This is a genomic window from Enterobacter sp. 22499, from assembly GCF_052044815.1.
GTDB classification, from domain to species: domain Bacteria; phylum Pseudomonadota; class Gammaproteobacteria; order Enterobacterales; family Enterobacteriaceae; genus Enterobacter; species Enterobacter bugandensis.
In genome coordinates, this window is the sequence record NZ_JBQENR010000003.1 from 1 (window position 1) to 22,455 (window position 22,455).

The following is a 22,455-nucleotide window of genomic DNA, read 5'->3' on the forward strand; positions in this document are numbered from 1 at the left end:
TGTACAGTCCGGGGACATGGTAGACAGGTGTTCGGGGACATGGTGAACACTTTTTAACATCCTTTACCCATGGTGATCGACTTTTTCTTCAGGTCGATCACCCCCACTTTCGTGCTGTACCACCACACTTCATAGCAGCCGTCATCCTGCGTCTCCCTCAGCCCGACCCGTTCTCCCCTGAACGCCTTGCCTGCGCTCAGACTGACACCCTGTATGCTCAGCTTTCCGCTGACATCCACTTTCCTGACCTTCACCCCTTCATCGTACTCAGGTGGCGTTACGCTGCCGCTGTACTGCCGGGCAGACGGCTGATAACGCGAGGCCGGTACCGCCATATCCAGCGCCTCGTGCGGGCGTTCAAGGTTGTACACCGTGCGCCAGTGATCGAAAGCGCGTTGCAGCTCTCCGCTGTCCGCGAACCATTTTCCCTGCAGCACTTCCGCCTTCAGGCTGCGGTGAAAACGCTCCAGCTTGCCCTGCGTCTGCGGATGATAAGGCCGGGAGTGCCCCACCCGGATACCGTGGCGCATCAGCCACAGCTCCAGCGCCGTCCAGGTGCCGGTGGTGTCGCCCCACGGTGAGCCGTTGTCCATCGTCATCCTGTCCGGCAGGCCGTAGCGTTCAAACGCGCTGACCAGCTGCTGCTGCACGGTCTCGCGCCGTTCATCGGTACAGTGCGCCAGGCACAGGGAAAAACGGGAGTGGTCGTCCAGCAGGGTGAGCGGATGGCAGCGGCCACCGCCAAAGGGAAAGTGGCCCTTAAAATCCATCTGCCAGAGCCGGTTCGGCGCGTCATGTTCGAAGCGTCCCGTAGCCGGAACGCCCGGTGATGCGCCCGGCAGCAGACCGTGACGGGCCATCAGATTATGGACGGTGCTGAAGGCGGGCATACGGTGCCCCTGGTCTTCAAGCCAGCGCTTAATCTTGCGGGCGCCCCAGCGTTGATGACGGTCATGCGCCATGCGCAGCAGGGCCGTGATGTCGTCAGATGAGCGGTTCGGGGAATGATGAGGTGCGCGGGAGCGGTCCTGAAGACCGGAGGCACCTTCCTCAGCCCAGCGCTGAAGCCACTTGTAGCCGGTGGCAGGAGAAATGCCGAACTGACGGCAGAGGAAACGGATGTTCGCCCCGTCCTGCGAGGCGAACAGCACAAACTCGGTACGTAATGACATGGTATCTCTCGCATCCCAGGGCATAAGCGACTCCATAAACGGGTTCTTATGCCTCAGTTGTAAGTGTCTACCATGTCCCCGAACAAGTGTTCACTATGTCCCCGGACCGTACACAGGGAGAGGGCCGGGGTGAGGGCATCAGACCGCACTATCCCTCTTTCACCTGCCCTCGCGTCACCGGAACCGGCAACCAGGCGCGAATGCTCAACCCGCCCCGCTCGCTGGTACCAATCTCCAGCAATCCGTTATGGTTATCCACAATACGCTGCACAATCGCCAGGCCTAAGCCCGTACCGCTGGTGCTGCGCGCGCTATCGCCGCGCACAAATGGCTGGAACAGATGCTTACGCTGCTCGGGCTTAATGCCCGGGCCGTCGTCTTCCACCTGGAACCAGGCGCGGTTGAGTTCAGACCCGCTGCTAACCTTAATCCAGCCGTTACCGTAGCGCGCCGCGTTAACCACCATATTGGCCACCGCACGCTTAATGGAAAGCGGGTGCATACGAACCTGAATTTCACCGTCCTGAAGGTCAGTATCAATTTCACGCTCATAACCACTTTCTGCGGCCACCACTTCGCCCAGCACCGCGTTCAGATCGGCCATTTCCATCGGCATCTCCTGACCGGTGCGCAGGTAGTCGATGAACTGCTCGATGATGGCGTTACACTCTTCGATGTCCTTGTTAATAGACTCGGCGAGATAACCGTCCTCTTCACCCATCATCTCCGTCGCCAGACGAATACGCGTTAGCGGGGTGCGCAGGTCATGACTGACGCCGGCCATCAGCAGCGTACGGTCATCCGCCAGCTGCTTAACGCCTGCCGCCATGTGGTTAAACGCGCGCGTTACTGAACGCACTTCAGAGGCACCATATTCACGCAGTGGAGGAGGAATAATGCCTTTACCGACCTGCAGCGCAGCGTGCTCCAGGTCGACCAGCGGTCGGTTCTGGATACGGATAAACAGCCACGCGCCGCCTATCGCCAGCAGCATAATGGCAAGGGTGTAGCGGAACAGCGGCGAGAAATCGCCCTGATGGATTTCAGTCAGCGGAACGCGCACCCAGATGTTGGGTGACAGCCAGGTTTTCAGCCAGACGACTGGCGAGCTTTTGTTGACCTCAACGCGCACTTCCGTCGGGCCACCCAGCTGCTGCGCCATCTGCTGGCTGAGGAATTCATAGTGCTGCGCCCAGCGCAGGCCAGCATCTTCCGCCGCTTCATTGGAGTAAAGCGAAATGCCCAGTTCACGGTAGATTTCACGGCGAAATGCCGGGGGAACAACCAGCTGCGTGCCGTCCTCCAGCTGCAGCTTATCGGTCATCAGCATACGCACTTCGTAGGCCAGGACCTTATTAAACTGCTGGAGGCTCGGCAGAATCGCAAAGTTCAACACCACCAGGTAGGTCGTCACCAGGCTGACGAACAGCAGGGTGACGATCAGTAAGAGGGTGCGGGCAAACGAGCTTCGCGGCGAGAAGCGCATTCGCCTCATGCTTTAGAGCCGTCCGGAACGAACACGTAGCCCAGACCCCATACGGTCTGAATATAACGAGGATGCGCCGGATCTTCTTCCACCATGCGGCGCAGGCGGGAGATCTGCACGTCGATGGAGCGTTCCATTGCGGAGTATTCGCGACCGCGCGCCAGGTTCATCAGCTTGTCGCGTGAAAGCGGCTCGCGCGGATGGCTGACCAGCGCTTTCAGTACGGCAAACTCGCCGCTGGTGAGCGGCATTGGCTCATCTTCACGGAACATCTCGCGCGTGCCGAGGTTCAGCTTGAACTTGCCGAAGGCAATCACCGCCTCTTCCTGGGACGGCGCGCCCGGCAGTTCATTCGCCTGACGGCGCAGCACGGCACGAATACGCGCCAGCAGCTCGCGCGGGTTAAACGGTTTTGGAATGTAGTCGTCGGCGCCGATTTCGAGGCCCACGATACGGTCAACCTCTTCACCCTTCGCGGTCACCATGATGATCGGCATCGGGTTGCTTTGGCTGCGCAGACGGCGGCAGATAGAAAGCCCGTCTTCACCCGGCAGCATCAGGTCGAGAACCATCAGATGGAAAGATTCGCGGGTCAGCAGACGGTCCATCTGCTCAGCGTTCGCGACGCTACGAACCTGGAAGCCCTGCTCGGTCAGATAACGCTCAAGCAGCGCGCGCAGGCGCATGTCGTCATCCACGACCAGAATTTTGTAGTTTTCTTGCATTGTGTGTACTCCCAAAGGTTCGGATAGTCTTTGTAACAGCGTATTCTAAAAAAGTGCACGTATTCGACCAGTTAATTCTGGTATAAATTCTAGTCGAAATTGTTACAAAGCATATTTAACAGCAGCTTATCTGTTCATTTCATCACATAAATCATTATTAATCCTGTCTGTTACACTGTGTGGTACGTATTGTGCGCAAAACAGAGAACCGTCAGCAAAGGCAGCACCATGAAAACGCCCCTGATCACCCGCGAAGGGTACGAAAAGCTCAAAAAAGAGATGGATTACCTGTGGCGCGAAGAGCGTCCTGAAGTAACCAAAAAGGTGACCTGGGCGGCGAGCCTGGGCGATCGCAGCGAAAATGCTGATTATCAGTACAACAAGAAGCGGCTGCGCGAAATTGACCGCCGGGTACGCTATCTGACGAAGTGTCTTGAGAATCTAAAAATCGTCGATTACTCCCCGCAGCAGGAGGGCAAAGTGTTCTTCGGCGCGTGGGTGGAGATTGAAAACGACGATGGGGACACCCTGCGTTTTCGCATCGTCGGTTACGATGAAATTTTTGGTCGTAAAGATTACATTTCTATCGACTCCCCGATGGCCCGCGCGCTGTTGAAAAAGGAAGTGGGCGATTTAGCCGTCGTTCAGACCCCAGCCGGTGAAGCCAGCTGGTACGTCAATGAGATCGTCTACGTAAAATAGTCCGAGAGCGCCCTCCCCGGCTGGCATTTTGCCGTGTCAGCCCGTATAACTATCCCCTGATTTTTGACCCACAAGATGATAAAGCCATGATGAAAGATTCGCTCTGCCGCATTATTGCGGGTGAACTTCAGGCCAGAGCCGAACAGGTAGAAGCTGCCGTTCGCCTGCTTGATGAAGGGAACACCGTGCCGTTTATTGCACGTTATCGTAAGGAAGTCACAGGCGGTCTGGATGACACGCAGCTGCGTAACCTGGAGACCCGCCTGGGCTATCTGCGCGAGCTGGAAGAACGTCGTCAGGCGATCCTCAAATCTATCGGCGAACAGGGCAAGCTGACCAGCGAGCTGGAAAGCGCCATTAACGGCACCCTGAGCAAAACCGAACTCGAAGATCTCTATCTGCCGTACAAACCGAAGCGCCGTACCCGCGGGCAGATTGCGATTGAGGCGGGCCTTGAGCCGCTGGCAGAGCTGCTGTGGAATGAGCCATCTCACGACCCGGAAACCGAAGCGGCGAAATTCGTCGACGCCGACAAAGGTGTCGCTGACACCAAGGCCGCTCTGGACGGCGCGCGCTACATCCTGATGGAGCGCTTCGCGGAAGACGCCGCCCTGCTGGCTAAAGTGCGTGATTATCTGTGGAAGAACGCCCACATCGTCTCTACCGTCGTAGCGGGCAAAGAGGAAGAAGGCGCGAAGTTCCGCGACTACTTCGATCACCACGAACCGATTTCGACCACCCCTTCTCACCGCGCGCTGGCGATGTTCCGCGGCCGCAACGAAGGCGTGCTCCAGCTCTCCCTGAACGCCGACCCGCAGTTTGACGAGCCGCCGAAAGAGAGCCACTGCGAGCAGATTATCATCGACCATCTCGGCCTGCGCCTGAACAACGCCCCGGCGGACAGCTGGCGCAAAGGCGTGGTGAGCTGGACGTGGCGCATCAAGGTGCTGATGCACCTGGAAACCGAGCTGATGGGCACCGTGCGCGAGCGAGCGGAAGACGAAGCGATCAACGTCTTCGCCCGTAACCTGCATGACCTGCTGATGGCCGCTCCTGCGGGCCTGCGCGCCACCATGGGGCTCGATCCGGGCCTGCGTACCGGCGTGAAAGTGGCGGTCGTTGACGGCACCGGCAAGCTGGTCGCCACCGATACCATTTACCCGCACACCGGCCAGGCAGCGAAAGCCGCCGTCGTGGTGGCGGCGCTGTGCGAGAAGTACAACGTGGAGCTGGTTGCCATCGGTAACGGCACCGCATCACGCGAAACCGAGCGTTTCTACCTCGACGTGCAGAAGCAGTTCCCGAAAGTGACGGCACAGAAAGTGATCGTCAGCGAAGCGGGCGCATCGGTCTATTCCGCCTCTGAGCTGGCGGCGCAGGAATTCCCTGACCTGGACGTTTCCCTGCGCGGCGCGGTCTCCATCGCCCGTCGTCTGCAGGATCCGCTGGCGGAGCTGGTGAAGATCGATCCGAAATCCATCGGCGTGGGCCAGTATCAGCACGACGTGAGCCAGACGCAGCTGGCGCGCAAGCTGGACGCGGTCGTGGAAGACTGCGTAAACGCCGTCGGCGTGGACCTGAACACCGCTTCCGTTCCTCTGCTGACCCGTGTAGCGGGCTTAACCCGCATGATGGCACAGAACATCGTCGCCTGGCGCGATGAGAACGGCCAGTTCCAGAACCGTCAGCAGCTGCTGAAAGTGAGTCGCCTGGGGCCGAAAGCGTTTGAGCAGTGCGCGGGCTTCCTGCGCATCAACCACGGCGATAACCCGCTGGATGCCTCTACCGTTCACCCGGAAGCGTACCCGGTTGTTGAGCGCATCCTGGCCGCCACCCAGCAGGCGCTGAAGGATCTCATGGGCGACAGCAGTGCTCTGCGTAACCTGAAAGCCGTTGATTTCACCGACGACAAATTTGGTGTACCAACTGTCACCGATATCATCAAAGAGCTGGAAAAACCGGGCCGCGATCCGCGTCCTGAGTTCAAAACGGCGACCTTTGCTGACGGCATCGAGACCATGAACGATCTCCTGCCGGGCATGGTGCTGGAAGGCGCGGTGACCAACGTCACCAACTTCGGCGCGTTTGTGGATATCGGCGTGCACCAGGACGGTCTGGTGCATATCTCTTCCCTTGCCGACAAGTTCGTTGAAGACCCGCACACCGTGGTCAAAGCGGGCGACATCGTGAAGGTGAAAGTGCTGGAGGTGGATCTGCAGCGCAAGCGTATCGCCCTGACCATGCGTCTGGATGAGCAGCCGGGCGACACCAGCGCGCGCCGTGGCGGCAACGGCGGAGGCCGCGAGCAGCAGCGTCCGGCCACGAAAGCCACAAAACCGCGCGGGCGTGACGCGCAGCCTGCGGGCAACAGCGCGATGATGGACGCGCTGGCGGCGGCGATGGGTAAGAAACGCTAAGGTAACCCCCCTCACCCTAACCCTCTCCCCAATGGGGAGAGGGCCGGGGTGAGGGGAATAAAATCCTCTCAAATATATGAAACCGATTGCACACCCATATTTAAACCGCTATTTATCACTCCATTAACAAATACGCTTTTTATTCCTTCCCGGGTAATTCTGCCAATATTGAGCAAGGTCAATCAGACCGCAAATTAATACGATTAACAACATCCCGTCACATTTTTATTATTGCTGATAAAAACTATTCTCATTATCATCGCAGTGTAGATTATTTAACCTCTCGTGGAATCAGGCATTATGCAATTCACTCCAGACAGTGCATGGAAAATTACCGGTTTTACCCGCGAAATTAGCCCGGCCTATCGGCAGAAGCTGCTGTCACTTGGCATGCTGCCCGGCTCATCATTCCAGGTCGTGCGTGTGGCGCCGTTGGGCGATCCTGTTCATATCGAAACCCGGCGCGTAAATCTGGTTCTGCGCAAAAAAGACCTCGCATTAATTGAAGTTGAATCTTTATCCCGTTAACAAGCCAGCGGTTTCGGTGGGTCTAATACAATGAAAAAATTAACTATTGGCTTAATTGGCAATCCTAATTCCGGCAAGACAACCTTATTTAATCAGTTAACCGGCGCGCGCCAGCGCGTGGGAAATTGGGCAGGCGTAACGGTTGAACGTAAAGAAGGCCAGTTCACGACAACGGACAATCAGGTCGCCCTGGTTGACCTTCCCGGCACCTACTCCTTAACCACGATTTCATCCCAGACTTCGCTCGATGAGCAAATTGCCTGCCACTACATTCTTGGCGGCGACGCGGATCTGCTGATCAACGTGGTCGACGCTTCGAACCTCGAGCGAAACCTTTACCTGACGCTACAGCTGCTGGAGCTGGGGATCCCCTGCATCGTGGCGCTCAACATGCTCGACATTGCGGAAAAACAAAAGCTGCGCATCGACGTCGATGCGCTCTCCGCGCGCCTGGGCTGTCCGGTGGTTCCGCTGGTTTCGACCCGCGCTCGCGGTATCGACGCCCTGAAGCTGGCGATTGACCGCCACGCGGGAAACCGCGACGTTGAGCTGGTGCACTACGCCCAGCCGCTGCTACGCGAAGCCGAACTGCTGGCGCAGGAGATGGACAGCAGCATGCCTGCAAAACAGCGCCTGTGGCTCGGCCTGCAGATGCTGGAAGGGGATATCTACAGCCGCGCCTATGCCGGACACGCGGCGGATAAGCTGGACGTGGCCCTCGCCCGTCTCAGCGACGAGCTGGACGACCCGGCGCTGCACATCGCCGATGCGCGTTATCAGGCCATTGCGTCAATTTGCGACGTGGTCAGCAACGCCCTTACCGCAGAGCCCAGCCGCTTCACGGCGGCGGTGGATAAGATTGTGCTCAACCGCTTCCTCGGCTTACCCATCTTCCTGCTGGTGATGTACGTGATGTTCCTGCTCGCGATTAACATCGGTGGCGCGCTGCAGCCGATTTTTGACGCCGGTTCTGTCGCGGTCTTCGTACACGGTATTCAGTGGGTAGGTTACACCCTGCACTTCCCGGAATGGCTGACCATCTTCCTTGCCCAGGGGATTGGCGGCGGTATCAACACCGTTCTGCCGCTGGTACCGCAGATCGGCATGATGTATCTGTTCCTCTCGTTCCTCGAAGATTCCGGCTACATGGCGCGCGCCGCCTTCGTGATGGACCGCCTGATGCAGGCGCTGGGCCTGCCGGGCAAGTCCTTCGTCCCGCTGATCGTCGGCTTCGGCTGTAACGTGCCGTCGGTAATGGGCGCGCGCACCCTGGATGCACCGCGTGAACGCCTGATGACCATTATGATGGCGCCGTTTATGTCCTGCGGTGCCCGACTGGCGATCTTTGCGGTCTTCGCGGCAGCCTTTTTTGGCCAGCAGGGCGCGCTGGCGGTCTTCTCGCTGTACGTGCTGGGCATCGTGATGGCCATCCTGACCGGCTTAATGCTGAAACACACCATCATGCGTGGTGAAGCGTCACCGTTCGTGATGGAGCTGCCGGTGTACCACGTTCCCCATCTGAAAAGCCTGGCGATCCAGACCTGGCAGCGCCTGAAAGGCTTTGTGCTGCGCGCCGGTAAGGTGATTGTTATTGTCAGTATTTTCCTGAGCGCGCTGAACAGCTTCACCCTCACCGGTCAGGCGGCAGATAACATCAACGCCTCTGCCCTCGCCTCCGTCAGCCGCGTCATCACGCCGGTCTTCAAACCGATTGGCGTGCAGGAGGATAACTGGCAGGCGACCGTGGGCCTGTTCACCGGTGCGATGGCGAAAGAGGTGGTCGTCGGGACCCTGAACACGCTCTACACCGCAGAGAACATTCAGGAGCAGGAATTTAACCCGGCGGAGTTCCACCTCGGTGACGAACTGCTGGGGGCCGTAGAGGAGACCTGGCAGAGCCTGAAAGACACCTTCAGCCTGAGCGTGCTGGCTAACCCGATTGAGGCCAGCAAAGGCGATGGCGAAATGGCGACCGGTGCCATGGGCGTGATGGGCGAGAAGTTTGGCAGCGCGTCAGCGGCCTACAGCTATCTCATCTTCGTTCTGCTCTATATTCCGTGCATCTCGGTGATGGGGGCGATTGCCCGTGAGTCCAGCCGCGGCTGGATGGGCTTCTCCATTCTGTGGGGGCTGAATATCGCCTACTCGCTGGCGACGCTGTTTTACCAGACCGTTAACTTCAGCCAGCATCCGCGCTACAGCCTGGTCAGCATCCTGGCGGTCATCCTGTTTAACGTGATTGTGATTGGCCTGCTGCGCCGGGCGCGAAGCCGCGTTGATATCAACCTGCTGGCGACGCGTAAAACCCCGGCCACCTGCTGCAACAGCCCGGCTGGCGACTGTCACTAAGGGGAAAAACAGATGGCATCGTTGATTCAGGTTCGTGACTTACTGGCATTGCAGGGACGCATGGAGGCAAAACAGCTCAGCCTTAGCCTGCATACGCCGCAGCCGATGATCGATGCCATGCTGGAGCGCCTGGAAGCCATGGGTAAAGCCGTGCGGATTCAGGACGAAGCGGAGGGTTGCCTCTCCGGCAGTTGTAAAAGCTGTCCGGAAGGAAAGGCCTGTCTCAGGGAGTGGTGGGCACTGCGCTAATAAAGCCGGGCATTGCTGCCCGGTTTTATCGTATTACTTATAGACGTCCGCAGTAGCGCGTACGTTTTTGGTCTGTTTTTCTGCGCTGGTGACGACGAAGTATGTCCCGCCCAGCTCATCCGCTTTCTTCGACAGCTCTTTTCTTGCATCCATCGGCGCGGTGGTGTCAGACGTAGAAATCTCACCAATTTTCGTCAGATTCATCCCGGCAACTTTATCTTTTTCCAGCTCTTTTGCCGCAAAAACGCCAAATGACAGTGACCCAATAACCAGAGAAGTGACAATACCTGTAACAAGTTTCATAGCCTGACTCTCCATAGGATTGTTGTTTTGATCATCGTAGGCAGAACAACCGCAACGACATCTGGAGTATGGTTGCGGTGTGTAACTTTTTCCAGGCTGGATAGAAAATAATCAGTCTAAACGTTGACTTAACGCAACCAACGCTGAACAAAACTCCGTCGGATGAGAGATAAACGGCGCATGCGCGGCTTTTGCTATGACCTGTGATTCGCTGTCCGGCCAGAGGGAATCCAGAAGTGGGACCACTTTGCGCGGCACCAGCCCGTCGAGATAGCCATAGATGCGCAGGTGCGGCATGCTCAGCCCGGCCAGCGGCTCGCGCAGATCGGCCGTTTTCAGGATCTCCAGACCGCCGTTAAGCACCTCAACGTCCGGCATCGGCAGGGAGAGCACCACCTGCTTTAACGCTCTGGCATCCTGACGCGCGGTTTCGGTGCCCATCGTCTGCAAGGCGAGGAATCGCTCGACGGTCCGCTGGAAATCGTCGCTCAGCTGCTGCTGGAAGCCCGCCAGAACGTCAGGTTTGATGCCGGGCCACGCCTCTTTTGCGCTAAAGCATGGCGACGAGGCCACGGTGACCAGCGCCCTAACGCGCTCGGGCCAGGAGAGCGCAATCTGGCTTGCCACCAGCCCTCCCAGACTCCAGCCCAGCCAGATGGCATTTTGCGGCGCGGCGTCTACAACGTGCTGCGCCATTTCATCAAGCGACATCGCGCCAAAGCCACGGCTGCGACCATAGCCCGGCAGATCAACCAGATGTAACGTAAATTGCGAGGCAAGTTCCTCGCTTATGCAATGCCACACTTCCGCATTCAGGCCCCATCCGTGCAGCAGCACAAGATGGCAATTTCCTGTCCCTACGGTCTGCCACCACAGCGTCTTCATCAGTTACTGTTCTCTTTTTTCACATGGAGGTTGCACATGCTAACAGTGCCTGGCTTGTGCTGGCTATGCAAAATGCCGCTTGCCCTCAGCGCGTGGGGCGTCTGTTCCGTCTGCACGCATTCGCTGGAAAGGCATATCACAACCTGCCCGCAATGTGGTTTACCGGCGGCGAACCGCGATTTGCCCTGCGGCCGCTGCCTGAAAAAATCCCCGCCGTGGAGCGCGCTGGTGGCCGTGGATGATTATGTTCCGCCGCTGAGCGGGCTTATTCACGCCCTGAAGTTTTCCGGCCAGAGTTCGCTGGCGCAGCCCCTTGCCCGCCTGCTTTTGCTGGCCGTTTTACAGGCGCGACGAACCCGCGCTTTGCCGAAAATCGACATGGTGGTGAATGTCCCCTTATACCGACGCCGACACTGGCGGCGCGGCTATAATCAAAGCGACCTGCTCTGCCGCCCGCTCGCCCGGTGGCTGGGTTGTCGCTACGATGCCAGCGCGCTTACCCGCGTTCATGCCACCGCCATCCAGCATCAGCTCAACGCCCGGCTTCGCAAAAGGAACCTGAAAAACGCCTTTCGCCTTGAATTGCCAGTCCACGGCCTCCATATCGCCATCGTGGATGACGTCGTCACCACAGGCAGTACCGTTGCTGAACTTTCCCGACTGCTTTTGCAAAGCGGCGCCGCGTCGGTTCAGGTATGGTGTCTGTGCCGTACCTTGTAGCCCTTCTTCAATGGGCGTATGATTATACCCAGGTAATTTAGTCAACTATTAGGCCAAAGCTATGATCCGTATTTCCGATTCTGCACAAGCGCACTTTGCCAAACTGCTGGCAAATCAGGAAGAAGGGACGCAGATCCGCGTGTTTGTGATCAATCCAGGCACTCCGAATGCAGAATGTGGTGTCTCTTATTGTCCTCCGGACGCTGTGGAAGCAACTGACACTGCCCTTAAATTTGAACAGCTCACCGCTTACGTCGATGAACTGAGCGCGCCGTATCTTGAAGATGCGGAAATCGACTTTGTCACCGACCAGCTGGGTTCTCAGCTGACCCTGAAAGCGCCAAACGCCAAAATGCGTAAAGTTTCTGACGATGCGCCACTGATGGAGCGCGTTGAGTATCTGCTGCAGTCCCAGATCAACCCACAACTGGCCGGCCACGGTGGTCGCGTTTCCCTGATGGAAATCACGGAAGACGGCCTGGCGATCCTGCAGTTCGGCGGCGGCTGTAACGGTTGCTCCATGGTCGACGTGACACTGAAAGAAGGGATCGAGAAGCAGCTGCTGAACGAATTCCCGGAACTGAAAGGCGTGCGCGACCTGACCGAGCACCAGCGCGGCGAGCACTCTTACTACTAATTCAGTACCCGTCTGTATTGCCCGGTAGCGCTGCGCTTACCGGGCCTGACTCCCTTGCCTTCCCCTCTATATGTTGACCTGCGTCTCATAATTCAAATTTTGCCTCACCGGGTGATTCTCAACCACGACATGTTACCCGTATCATTCTCGTGGGCACTCAACACCCTTATAACAGCCGACTAAACTTAACTGTTTCGCAGGCATCAGTATGAGTGCCGTTAACCACTCTGTTCCCAGTTGGGACAACCGGAATTTGTCGTTGAAACAATGACGTTACCCATAACAATTCAAAGGCCAGGTAAATCATGCCATTAGTCATCGTTGCTATCGGTGTTGTGTTATTACTGCTCTTGATGATCCGCTTCAAAATGAACGGATTTATCGCTCTGGTTCTGGTGGCACTTGCAGTCGGTCTGATGCAGGGGATGCCGCTGGTTAAAGTTATCAGCTCTATCAAAGCCGGTGTCGGCGGCACGCTCGGCAGCCTGGCGCTGATTATGGGCTTCGGCGCCATGCTCGGTAAAATGCTGGCGGACTGCGGGGGCGCGCAGCGTATTGCCACCACCCTGATTGCCAAATTCGGTAAACAGCACATTCAGTGGGCAGTGGTGTTAACCGGTTTTACCGTCGGTTTCGCGCTGTTCTATGAAGTGGGCTTCGTGCTGATGCTGCCGCTGGTGTTCACCATCGCCGCCGCGGCCAACATCCCGCTGCTGTTCGTGGGTGTACCAATGGCTGCTGCGCTGTCCGTGACCCACGGCTTCCTGCCGCCGCACCCGGGTCCAACCGCCATCGCCACCATCTTCCACGCCGATATGGGTAAAACCCTGCTGTTCGGTACGATTCTGGCGATCCCGACCGTAATTCTGGCAGGCCCGGTGTATGCCCGCTTCCTGAAAGGCATTGATAAGCCTATTCCGGAAGGTCTGTACAGCGCCAAAACCTTCACTGAAGAAGAGATGCCAGGCTTTGGCGTCAGCGTCTGGACCTCGCTGGTACCGGTGATCCTGATGGCAATGCGCGCCGTGGCGGAGATGATCCTGCCGAAAGGCCACGCTTTCCTGGCCGTTGCCGAGTTCCTCGGCGACCCGGTGATGGCAACGCTGATTGCGGTATTGATTGCGATGTTCACCTTCGGCCTGAACCGTGGCCGCTCCATGGATCAGATCAACGACACGCTGACCTCGTCCATCAAAATCATTGCCATGATGCTGCTGATTATCGGCGGTGGCGGTGCGTTCAAGCAGGTGCTGGTCGACAGCGGCGTGGACAAATACATCGCTTCCATGATGCATGAAACCAATATCTCTCCAATCCTGATGGCGTGGTCTATTGCTGCCGTGCTGCGTATCGCGCTGGGTTCTGCAACCGTTGCGGCGATTACAGCGGGCGGTATCGTTGCGCCGCTGATTGCCACCACGGGCGTCAGCCCTGAGCTGATGGTTATTGCGGTAGGCTCCGGCAGCGTGATTTTCTCTCACGTAAACGATCCGGGCTTCTGGCTGTTCAAGGAGTACTTCAACCTGACCATCGGTGAGACCATCAAGTCCTGGTCAATGCTGGAAACCATTATTTCGGTCTGCGGCCTGGTAGGGTGTCTGCTGTTGAATATGGCTCTCTGACTCTCCTGCTCGATCGGTTCCCTCTCCCCTTTGGGGAGAGGGCTAGGGTGAGGGGCAAATTACGACTTCTTACCCACCGCCTTTCTGCGCTTATCCAAATCCTTAATCAGCCTGTTCACCCCGTCATCGGCAAACATCGTCTCAAGCGTTGTGGACAGCTTGCGGCGCCAGTTCTTGTACTGATAGCTGGTGCCCGGAACGTTCACCGGCTCCGCCATATCAATCCAGTCTTCCGGCTGCAGACCGAGCAAAGCGCTGTTGCTGTCGGCAATATAGCGCTGCAGGCCACGGTTGAGCGTTGGGGTCATTGCCATCAGCGACGCCTTATGTCCGGCACGCTTCGGCAGACAGCCATGCTTGTGCAGCGCGTCCAGCAGCCCCTGCTTCGCCAGCTCGCGGTCCTGATACAGTCCGCGCAGAACCTCTTCATCTGGATAGAGGCCCAGCGTTTTGCCGAGGGTTAGATCGCCGCTTTCCCAGTAGCCTCTGAGCGTAGGAAGATCATGCGTCGTCGCGACTGCCATTGACTGTTCAGGGTACGCTTTCGGCGCGCGGAAGGTTTTCTCATGGTCGTTTTCAAAATAGAGCACTTTGTAGGAATAAACCCCGCTGTCGCGGAGCTTGCTGACAATTTCCACCGGTACGGTACCGAGATCTTCACCGATCACCATGCACTGATGACGTTTACTCTCCAGCGCCAGGATCGACAGCAGATCGTCCACCGGATACTGCACGTACGCCCCGTGATCGGCCGTTTCACCGTACGGGATCCACCACAGGCGCAGCACGGACATCACGTGGTCGATGCGCAGCGCCCCGCAGTTCTGCATGTTCGCGCGCAGCAGGTCGATAAACGGCTCGTAGGCGCGCGCCGCCATCACGTGCGGATCCATTGGCGGCAGGCCCCAGTTCTGACCGAGCGGGCCGAGGATATCCGGCGGCGCGCCGACGGATGCTTTCAGGCAGTAAAGCTCACGGTCACACCAGGTTTCCGCGCCGCCTTCCGCCACGCCCACGGCCAGATCGCGATACAGGCCGATCGGCATCTTATAGCCCTGGCTCACCTGCCAGCAGGCGGCAAACTGGCTGTACGCCAGCCACTGCAGCCACAGGTAGAAGTCCACCTCGTCGGCATGATTTTTACAGAAGGCTTTGACTTCAGGGGTATCCACGGTCTGATACGCTTCCGGCCAGACCGGCCAGCCCCAGCGCATTTCGTCCTCTTTCACCTGATACGCGTGCAGCGCATCAAATGCCGCCTGCCAGTAGAGGCTTTCACCTTCCTGCATCACGAACTGGCGGAAGGCCGCCATCTGCTCGTCGTCGCGCTTCGCAAAGCCTTTCCACGCCAGGCGCAGAGCCGCCATTTTCAGCGCGGTCACGGAGGCATAATCTACCCAGTCCGCATCGCGGGCCTGCTTCAGCAGCTGCTGGGTGGTCTCAAGCTTCCACCACGCCTGTGCCTCTTTGCTGTTTTTGAAATCGTCTAACGCGTTAACGTCGATGTAAATCACGTTTAGCCAGCGTCGGGAAGACGGGCTGTACGGGCTGGCGCTTTCCGGGTTGGCCGGATAGAGCGCGTGGATCGGGTTGAGGCCGATAAACGCGCCGCCGCGCTCACCAACAGATGCCAGCATCTTTTTCAGATCGCCAAAATCGCCGATGCCCCAGTTGCTGTCTGAACGCAGCGTATAGAGCTGCACGCAGGCGCCCCACAGTTTTTTGCCTTCGAGCAGCGCCTGCGGCTCATAGCAGCGTTTTGGCGCGACGATCACCCGGCAGTGAAAACGCTGTTCGTCCTGGGTGAGCGTCAGGCTGTGGTAGCCCTCCGGCAGCTTTGCCGGAAGGTTTAACGTTTTGCCGCCGGTGGCGTGGCCTTTATGCTGATGCCCCTCTTCGGTGGTGAGCAGCCAGCTATACTCGCCGCGCCCCTCCACCGCCAGCGGCATCTTTTTGCCTGCGGTAAAGACCTTCACGTTTGGCACCGGAGCAACCGACGCGTTCGCGTCGGTTTTATGCATGGCATCCAGCAAACGTCTTTTGGTGTCCGCACCAATAGACTGCGGTTTGCCGTGCGCATTGATGTAACTGAGGCTAATTCCCGCCGCCTGCGCGGCACTGTCCAGACGTTTACTCTCCATCGCGCTTCCTTAGCGTTTTGCCTGCCAGATACGGGCCTGATAATCACGGATTGAGCGGTCAGAGCTGAACATGCCGCAGCGCGCGGTGTTCAGAATGCACGCCCGGGTCCACGCCTCCTGGTCGCGGTACAGCACGTCGACCTGTTTCTGCGCTTCAACGTAGGCCGTGAAGTCCGCCATCACCAGGTACGGGTCGCCGCCGTGTTTGTCCATGCTGTGCAGCATCTGGTCAAACGCGTGCTTGTCGCCATCGCTGTATTTGCCGCTTTCCAGCTCCTTCAGCACCGCATCCAGCACTTTGTCTTTTTTACGCCATTTCACCGGGTCGTAACCTTTGGCCTTGATGGCTTTCACTTCTTCAACAGTATGGCCGAAGATAAAGATGTTCTCTTCACCGACCTTCTCGGCGATTTCGACGTTCGCACCGTCCAGCGTGCCGACGGTCAGCGCGCCGTTCAGCGCCAGCTTCATGTTGCCAGTACCGGACGCTTCTTTCCCTGCGGTCGAGATCTGCTCGGAGATATCCGCCGCCGGGATCAGCATTTCCGCCGCCGAGACGCAGTAATCCGGCAGGAACACGACCTTCAGCTTGTCGCCCACTTTCGGATCGCTGTTGATCGCCGCCGCCACTTTATTGATGGCGAGGATAATGTTTTTCGCCAGGTAGTAGCCCGGCGCCGCCTTCGCACCGAACAGGAACACGCGCGGCACGCGGTCGGCCTGCGGGTTCTCGCGGATCTCTTTGTACAGCGCCAGAATGTGCAGCAGGTTCAGGTGCTGACGCTTGTACTCGTGCAGGCGTTTGATCTGGATATCGAAAATCGCGTTCGGGTTGATCTCAATCCCGGTACGCATTTTCACAAACTCCGCCAGGCGAACCTTGTTCTCCAGCTTGATCGCGCGGTACTGCTCGCGGAATTTCGCATCGTCGGCGTATTTTTCCAGGTTAATCAGCTGGTCCAGATCGTTGGCCCACTCTTTCTTCAGGGTCTTATCCAGCAGGCCGGCCAGCAGCGGATTGCACTGCTTGATCCAGCGACGCGGCGTAATGCCGTTGGTCACGTTGTGGAACTTGGTCGGCCACAGCTGGTGATATTCCGGGAACAGATCTTTCACCACCAGATCGGAGTGCAGCGCCGCCACGCCGTTCACGGCAAAGCCGCTCACCACGCACATGTTCGCCATACGCACCTGTTTGTCGTGCACCACCGCCAGCTTCGCCCAGACGGCTTTGTCGCCCGGCCAGGTTTTCTCCACCAGCGTTTTGAACTGGTCGTTAATCTTATTGATGATCTGCATATGGCGCGGCAGCAGCGTTTTCACCAGCTTCTCATCCCAGCACTCGAGCGCTTCCGGCATCAGGGTGTGGTTGGTATAGGCGAAGGTGCGGCTGGTGATGGCCCAGGCGTCGTCCCAGCTCAGCTGATGCTCGTCAATCAGCACGCGCAGCAGTTCCGGGATGGCAATAGTCGGGTGCGTATCGTTAAGCTGAATGACTTCGAAGTCCGGCAGCTGCGCCAGCTTGCGGCCCGCCAGGTGATGGCGACGCAGAATGTCCGCCACGGAGCAGGCGCACTGGAAGTACTGCTGCATCAGACGCAGCTTTTTACCCGCCAGGTGGTTATCGTTCGGATAGAGGACTTTGGTCAGCTTCTCGGCGTCGATGCCCTGCTGCTCGGCGCGCAGGAAATCGCCGTCGTTGAATTTGGTCAGGTTGAACGGATGCGCGTGCTTCGCCTGCCACAGACGCAGCGGCTGCGCCACGCCGTTACGGTAGCCGAGCACCGGCAGGTCCCAGGCTTCGCCGGTAATAGTGAACGCCGGTTCCCAGAGCCCCTGCTTCGTCACTTTCCCGCCGATGCCGACCTGCACGTCCAGCTGCGCGTTGTGGCGGAACCACGGGTAGGTATTGCGATGCCAGTCGTCCGGCGCTTCCATCTGGTGGCCGTCGGCAAACGACTGACGGAACAGGCCGTACTGGTAGTTCAGGCCATAGCCAATCGCCGACTGGCCGACCGTTGCCATAGAGTCAAGGAAACAGGCCGCCAGACGCCCCAGTCCGCCGTTGCCCAGCGCCGGGTCGATCTCTTCTTCCAGCAGGTCGGTCAGGTTAATGTCGTGCTCTTTCAGCACATCACCCACCTCCTGATACCAGCCAAGGTTCAGCAGGTTGTTGCCGGTCAGGCGGCCAATCAGGAACTCCATCGAGATATAGTTAACGTGACGCTGGCCTTTGACGGGCTTCGCCACGGGCTGAGCATCCAGCTGCTCTGCGAGCGCCCCGCTCACCGCCTGCCACCACTGGTGAGGCGTCATCTCGTTTGCAGCATGAAGGCCAAAACGCTGCCACTGACGCGTCAGGGCAGCCTGGAATTGAGCTTTGTTGAAGGTAGGCTGTGACATAGGGGATCGGCATCCTTTAGAAAGAAAACACAAGTTGGCGCTAGTGTGCCTGGCTCATTTCACCTCTTCCTCCTCCCGTGGGGGATTAGACAGGGAGGAGTAGCGGGGATGAGCGTAAAAGTGTGATCGAGGCCACTCTGAGAGCATAGCTGGAGTGTGCCCGGAAGATAAAAAAGTAACCGGGGAGAATGTCAAAGAAATGAAATGCGGTTTTGGATGAAATTAATCCATGCGGAAATGATTGCTTACGGAGAATAATATTTCAGCAATCGGGTCCTGCCTAAGGAGATTATTAATCTCACTCAACTTTACCCGAAGTTTATTAAATTCGATGTCATTATACCTTTCTGAAACCAGTTTCAGCCCAGCCTCGTGACATCCATACAAGCCAGCATTGACGCGGCATCAAAGCCTTTTCAAAAAAGTTCCAGTACTGACCGGAATGTTTTGTGACAGAGTGCAAATTCAGAGCCACAAAAGCCAGACATAACTTGCAATAGTTCTCTTTCTGACCGACCTTATAGCTATTAATTACGAAGCGCAAAAAAAATAAATTCTCTCGTTCCCCACAGTGAAGTGAAACCTATGTTGATTCCGTCAAAATTAAGTCGCCCGGTTCGTCTTGACCATACAGTGGTCCGCGAGCGTCTGCTGGCTAAACTTTCCGGCGCGCATAATTTCCGACTGGCGCTGGTTACGAGCCCTGCAGGTTATGGAAAAACAACGCTCATTTCACAATGGGCCGCAGGTAAGAGCGATCTTGGCTGGTACTCTCTCGACGAGGGCGATAACCAGCAAGAGCGTTTTGCCAGCTATCTGATTGCCGCTATTCAACAGGCAACCAACGGACACTGCGTCGCCAGCGAGGCAATGGTGCAAAAGCGCCAGTACGCCAGTCTGTCCTCCCTTTTCTCTCAGCTGTTTATCGAACTGGCCGAATGGCATCGCCCGCTGTACGTGGTGATTGATGACTATCATCTGATCACGAACCCGGTTATCCATGAGTCGATGCGCTTCTTCCTGCGCCACCAGCCGGAAAACCTGACCCTGGTCGTGCTGTCACGCAACCTGCCGCAGCTCGGTATTGCCAACCTGCGCGTGCGCGATCAGCTTCTGGAAGTGGGCAGCCAGCAGCTGGCCTTTACCCACCAGGAAGCGAAACAGTTCTTTGACTGCCGCCTGACCTCACCCATTGAGGCCTCCGAAAGCAGCCGCCTGTGTGATGATGTCGCGGGCTGGGCCACGGCGCTGCAGCTGATTGCCCTTTCTGCCCGGCAAAACAACAGCCCGACGCACCAGTCCGCGCGCCGTCTGGCCGGCATCAACGCCAGCCATCTTTCGGATTACCTGGTGGATGAGGTGCTGAACAGCGTCGATCCCTCCACCCGCAATTTCCTGCTGAAAAGCTCCCTGCTGCGCTCCATGAACGACGCGCTGATTGTGCGCGTAACAGGCTGTGAGAACGGTCAGCTGCAGCTGGAAGAGATTGAACGTCAGGGCCTGTTCCTGACGCGCATGGACGACCCCGGCGAGTGGTTCAGCTATCACCCGCTATTTGGCAGCTTCCTGCGCCAGCGCTGCCAGTGGGAGCTGGCAACGGAATTGCCGGAAATCCACCGCGCCGCCGCCGAAAGCTGGATGGCGCAAGGCTTCCCGAGCGAGGCCATTCACCACGCGCTTGCCGCCGGTGACGCCAGCATGCTGCGCGATATCCTGCTTAACCACGCGTGGGGGCTGTTTAACCACAGCGAACTGACGCTGCTGGAAGAGTCGTTGAAAGCCCTGCCGTGGGAGAGCCTGCTGGAGAACCCGCGCCTGGTGCTGCTCCAGGCCTGGCTGATGCAGAGCCAGCACCGCTACAGCGAAGTGAATACCCTGCTGGCGCGCGCCGAGCAGGAGATGGAAAGCGAAATGGATATCACCCTGCACGGCGAATTTAACGCCCTGCGGGCGCAGGTCGCGATTAACGACGGCGATGCGGATGAAGCGGAACGGCTGGCGATGGTCGCGCTGGATGAACTGCCGCTGGCGAATTTCTACAGCCGGATTGTGGCTACCTCGGTGCACGGCGAAGTGCTGCACTGCAAGGGCGAACTGACGCGCTCCCTTTCGCTGATGCAGCAAACCGAGCAGATGGCGCGCCGCCATGATGTGTGGCACTACGCCCTGTGGAGCCTGATCCAGCAAAGCGAGATTTTATTCGCACAGGGGTTCCTGCAGGCCGCCTGGGAAAATCAGGAAAAAGCGTTCCAGCTGATTCGTGAACAGCACCTGGAACAACTGCCGATGCACGAGTTCCTGTTGCGTATTCGCGCTCAACTGCTGTGGGCATGGTCGCGTCTGGATGAAGCAGAAAGCTGCGCCCGTCAGGGTGTGAACGTGCTCTCTGGCTTCCAGCCTCAGCAGCAATTGCAGTGTCTGGCCCTGCTGGTGCAGTGCTCGCTGGCGCGTGGCGATCTGGATAACGCCCGCAATCACCTTAACCGTCTGGAAAACCTGCTCGGCAACGGTCAGTACCACAGCGACTGGGTATCTAACGCCGACAAGGTTCGGGTGATTTACTGGCAGATGACGGGGGACAAAAAATCCGCCGCCAACTGGCTGCGCCAGACGCCTAAACCGGAATTTGCCAATAACCACTTCCTGCAAAGCCAGTGGCGCAACATCGCCCGCGTGCAGATCCTGCTGGGTGACTTTGAGCCTGCCGAAATTGTGCTGGAAGAGTTAAACGAAAACGCCCGCAGCCTGCGTCTGATGAGCGACCTGAACCGCAACCTGCTGCTGCTCAACCAGCTTTACTGGCAGGCGGGCCGCAAAAATGACGCCCAGCGCGTGCTGCTGGAAGCCTTGCAGCTGGCGAACCGAACCGGGTTTATTAGCCACTTCGTGATTGAAGGTGAAGTGATGGCGCAGCAGCTGCGCCAGCTGATTCAGCTCAACACGCTGCCGGAGCTGGATCAGCATCGCGCCCAGCGCATTCTGCGCGAGATTAATCAGCACCATCGCCACAAGTTTGCGCATTTTGACGAGAACTTTGTTGAACGCCTGCTGAACCACCCGGAAGTGCCGGAGCTTATTCGCACCAGCCCGCTCACCCAGCGCGAATGGCAGGTGCTGGGGCTGATCTATTCAGGCTATAGCAACGAGCAGATTGCCGGTGAGCTGGCGGTGGCGGCAACCACCATCAAAACGCACATTCGCAATCTGTATCAGAAGCTGGGCGTGGCGCACCGTCAGGATGCGGTACAGCATGCGCAGCAGCTGTTGAAGATGATGGGGTACGGTGTTTAGTTTTGTGCGGCCTGATGCCCTCGCCCCGGCCCTCTCCCACAGGGAGAGGGAGAACGGCTTTTCAACACAACTCTAACTGCAAATTATTATCCTTAATCACCTGCATTACGCCCGCTGGCGGCATCACGTCGGTGTAGACCGCATTCACCATGCTGATGCTGCCCATGTTCACCATCGCGTTTCGGCCAAACTTCGAATGGTCCACCACCAGCATCACGTGGCGCGAGTTCTCAATAATCGCGCGCTTGGTGCGCACCTCGTGATAATCAAACTCCAGCAGCGAGCCGTCGGTGTCGATGCCGCTGATCCCCAGAATGCCGAAGTCGAGGCGGAACTGAGAGATAAAGTCGAGCGTCGCTTCGCCGATAATCCCGCCGTCGCGGCTGCGCAGTTCGCCGCCCGCGAGGATGATACGGAAATCATCTTTCTGCATCAACGTGTTGGCGACGTTCAGGTTGTTGGTCACCACGCGCAGGTTTTCGTGATCCAGCAGCGCATGGGCAACCGCTTCCGGCGTGGTGCCGATGTCAATAAACAGCGTCGCACCGTTCGGGATTTGGCTCGCCACTTTACGCGCAATGCGCTCTTTCTCTGCCGTCTGCGTGGCTTTACGGTCGTGCCAGGAGGTGTTGACCGAGCTGGACGGCATCGCCGCGCCGCCGTGGTGGCGCAAAATACGGTTCTGATCGGCCAGATCGTTCAGGTCACGACGGATGGTTTGCGGGCTGACGGCAAACTGCTCCACCAGCTCTTCGGTGCTGACGTATCCCTGTTTTTTGACCAGTTCGATAATGGCGTCATGACGTTGTGTTTGTTTCATCAATT

Annotated in this window: 17 protein-coding genes; 9 read left to right on the forward strand and 8 right to left on the reverse strand. The window is 57.9% G+C overall.

What is annotated here, in order from left to right; translation table 11 throughout:
• Positions 1-53: 53 nt before the first annotated feature.
• The 3 genes from ACTJI7_RS11185 to ompR form a co-directional block, all read right to left on the reverse strand.
• Positions 54-1,196, reverse strand: coding sequence for an IS481 family transposase (locus tag ACTJI7_RS11185; protein WP_028013617.1), 1,143 nt, complete (start codon positions 1,194-1,196; stop codon positions 54-56).
• Positions 1,197-1,320: 124 nt separating this feature from the next.
• Positions 1,321-2,667 carry a two-component system sensor histidine kinase EnvZ gene (envZ, locus tag ACTJI7_RS11190; RefSeq protein WP_028014672.1) on the reverse strand — a complete coding sequence of 449 codons (1,347 nt, stop codon included), beginning with the start codon at positions 2,665-2,667 and terminating at the stop codon, positions 1,321-1,323.
• The gene (ompR, locus tag ACTJI7_RS11195) at positions 2,664-3,383 is read right to left on the reverse strand and encodes an osmolarity response regulator transcription factor OmpR (protein WP_001157751.1); all 720 of its coding nucleotides are present in this window, start codon (positions 3,381-3,383) and stop codon (positions 2,664-2,666) included. The genes envZ and ompR overlap by 4 nt, the downstream gene beginning before the upstream one ends.
• Positions 3,384-3,611: 228 nt before the next feature.
• Here ompR and greB point away from each other — a divergent pair, with 228 nt between their 5' ends.
• The 5 genes from greB (at position 3,612) to feoC (ending at position 9,628) form a co-directional block, all read left to right on the forward strand.
• Positions 3,612-4,085, forward strand: a complete 474-nt coding sequence (gene greB, locus ACTJI7_RS11200) for a transcription elongation factor GreB (protein WP_014885539.1) — start codon at positions 3,612-3,614, stop codon at positions 4,083-4,085.
• Positions 4,086-4,171: 86 nt separating this feature from the next.
• Positions 4,172-6,502 (forward strand): Tex family protein, encoded by a 2,331-nt coding sequence (locus ACTJI7_RS11205; protein WP_028014673.1) that lies wholly within the window; start codon positions 4,172-4,174, stop codon positions 6,500-6,502.
• Between the two features lie 300 nt (positions 6,503-6,802).
• A complete protein-coding gene (gene feoA / locus ACTJI7_RS11210; protein ID WP_006177893.1) occupies positions 6,803-7,030 on the forward strand; it encodes a ferrous iron transporter A in 228 nt (75 codons plus the stop codon).
• A 30-nt stretch (positions 7,031-7,060) separates the two neighbouring features.
• Positions 7,061-9,379 carry a Fe(2+) transporter permease subunit FeoB gene (gene feoB / locus ACTJI7_RS11215; protein ID WP_440670428.1) on the forward strand — a complete coding sequence of 773 codons (2,319 nt, stop codon included), beginning with the start codon at positions 7,061-7,063 and terminating at the stop codon, positions 9,377-9,379.
• Positions 9,380-9,391: 12 nt separating this feature from the next.
• Entirely contained in the window at positions 9,392-9,628 is a 237-nt protein-coding gene (gene feoC, locus ACTJI7_RS11220; RefSeq protein WP_048960506.1) for a [Fe-S]-dependent transcriptional repressor FeoC, read from the forward strand.
• 33 nt (positions 9,629-9,661) lie between these two features.
• Here the strand turns inward: feoC and ACTJI7_RS11225 are convergent, their stop codons facing one another.
• Positions 9,662-9,931: a YdgH/BhsA/McbA-like domain containing protein gene (locus ACTJI7_RS11225; protein WP_028014676.1), complete on the reverse strand. Its 270-nt coding sequence runs from the start codon at positions 9,929-9,931 to the stop codon at positions 9,662-9,664.
• A 111-nt stretch (positions 9,932-10,042) separates the two neighbouring features.
• Complete coding sequence (gene bioH, locus ACTJI7_RS11230) at positions 10,043-10,816, reverse strand: pimeloyl-ACP methyl ester esterase BioH (RefSeq protein WP_048960504.1); 774 nt, start codon at positions 10,814-10,816, stop codon at positions 10,043-10,045.
• Between the two features lie 36 nt (positions 10,817-10,852).
• On the opposite strand from bioH, the gene gntX reads away from it, so the two are divergent.
• The 3 genes from gntX to gntT all read left to right on the forward strand — a co-directional run bounded on the left by gntX (position 10,853) and on the right by gntT (position 13,795).
• A complete protein-coding gene (gene gntX / locus ACTJI7_RS11235; protein ID WP_063155499.1) occupies positions 10,853-11,536 on the forward strand; it encodes a DNA utilization protein GntX in 684 nt (227 codons plus the stop codon).
• Positions 11,537-11,597: 61 nt separating this feature from the next.
• Positions 11,598-12,173: a Fe-S biogenesis protein NfuA gene (gene nfuA, locus ACTJI7_RS11240; RefSeq protein ID WP_003861601.1), complete on the forward strand. Its 576-nt coding sequence runs from the start codon at positions 11,598-11,600 to the stop codon at positions 12,171-12,173.
• Between the two features lie 305 nt (positions 12,174-12,478).
• Positions 12,479-13,795, forward strand: coding sequence for a gluconate transporter (gntT, locus tag ACTJI7_RS11245; RefSeq protein ID WP_048960500.1), 1,317 nt, complete (start codon positions 12,479-12,481; stop codon positions 13,793-13,795).
• A 59-nt stretch (positions 13,796-13,854) separates the two neighbouring features.
• On the opposite strand, the gene malQ is transcribed toward gntT, so the two are convergent.
• Complete coding sequence (malQ, locus tag ACTJI7_RS11250) at positions 13,855-15,936, reverse strand: 4-alpha-glucanotransferase (RefSeq protein WP_049138134.1); 2,082 nt, start codon at positions 15,934-15,936, stop codon at positions 13,855-13,857.
• A 9-nt stretch (positions 15,937-15,945) separates the two neighbouring features.
• Positions 15,946-18,339 (reverse strand): maltodextrin phosphorylase, encoded by a 2,394-nt coding sequence (gene malP, locus ACTJI7_RS11255; RefSeq protein WP_028014682.1) that lies wholly within the window; start codon positions 18,337-18,339, stop codon positions 15,946-15,948.
• Between the two features lie 585 nt (positions 18,340-18,924).
• On the opposite strand from malP, the gene malT reads away from it, so the two are divergent.
• Positions 18,925-21,630 (forward strand): HTH-type transcriptional regulator MalT, encoded by a 2,706-nt coding sequence (gene malT / locus ACTJI7_RS11260; RefSeq protein ID WP_047367202.1) that lies wholly within the window; start codon positions 18,925-18,927, stop codon positions 21,628-21,630.
• Between the two features lie 61 nt (positions 21,631-21,691).
• On the opposite strand, the gene ACTJI7_RS11265 is transcribed toward malT, so the two are convergent.
• Complete coding sequence (locus ACTJI7_RS11265; RefSeq protein WP_063155498.1) at positions 21,692-22,450, reverse strand: DeoR/GlpR family transcriptional regulator; 759 nt, start codon at positions 22,448-22,450, stop codon at positions 21,692-21,694.
• Positions 22,451-22,455: the final 5 nt, after the last annotated feature.

Coding starts and splice junctions, on each gene's coding strand:
- feoB (WP_440670428.1), top strand. CDS start 7,061: ATGAAAAAATTAACTATTGGCTTAATTGGCAATCCTAATTCCGGCAAG.
- ACTJI7_RS11205 (WP_028014673.1), top strand. CDS start 4,172: ATGATGAAAGATTCGCTCTGCCGCATTATTGCGGGTGAACTTCAGGCC.
- feoA (WP_006177893.1), top strand. CDS start 6,803: ATGCAATTCACTCCAGACAGTGCATGGAAAATTACCGGTTTTACCCGC.
- ACTJI7_RS11265 (WP_063155498.1), bottom strand. CDS start 22,450: ATGAAACAAACACAACGTCATGACGCCATTATCGAACTGGTCAAAAAA.
- envZ (WP_028014672.1), bottom strand. CDS start 2,667: ATGAGGCGAATGCGCTTCTCGCCGCGAAGCTCGTTTGCCCGCACCCTC.
- ompR (WP_001157751.1), bottom strand. CDS start 3,383: ATGCAAGAAAACTACAAAATTCTGGTCGTGGATGACGACATGCGCCTG.
- malQ (WP_049138134.1), bottom strand. CDS start 15,936: ATGGAGAGTAAACGTCTGGACAGTGCCGCGCAGGCGGCGGGAATTAGC.
- greB (WP_014885539.1), top strand. CDS start 3,612: ATGAAAACGCCCCTGATCACCCGCGAAGGGTACGAAAAGCTCAAAAAA.
- ACTJI7_RS11225 (WP_028014676.1), bottom strand. CDS start 9,931: ATGAAACTTGTTACAGGTATTGTCACTTCTCTGGTTATTGGGTCACTG.
- gntX (WP_063155499.1), top strand. CDS start 10,853: ATGCTAACAGTGCCTGGCTTGTGCTGGCTATGCAAAATGCCGCTTGCC.
- feoC (WP_048960506.1), top strand. CDS start 9,392: ATGGCATCGTTGATTCAGGTTCGTGACTTACTGGCATTGCAGGGACGC.
- ACTJI7_RS11185 (WP_028013617.1), bottom strand. CDS start 1,196: ATGCCCTGGGATGCGAGAGATACCATGTCATTACGTACCGAGTTTGTG.
- gntT (WP_048960500.1), top strand. CDS start 12,479: ATGCCATTAGTCATCGTTGCTATCGGTGTTGTGTTATTACTGCTCTTG.
- malT (WP_047367202.1), top strand. CDS start 18,925: ATGTTGATTCCGTCAAAATTAAGTCGCCCGGTTCGTCTTGACCATACA.
- malP (WP_028014682.1), bottom strand. CDS start 18,339: ATGTCACAGCCTACCTTCAACAAAGCTCAATTCCAGGCTGCCCTGACG.
- nfuA (WP_003861601.1), top strand. CDS start 11,598: ATGATCCGTATTTCCGATTCTGCACAAGCGCACTTTGCCAAACTGCTG.
- bioH (WP_048960504.1), bottom strand. CDS start 10,816: ATGAAGACGCTGTGGTGGCAGACCGTAGGGACAGGAAATTGCCATCTT.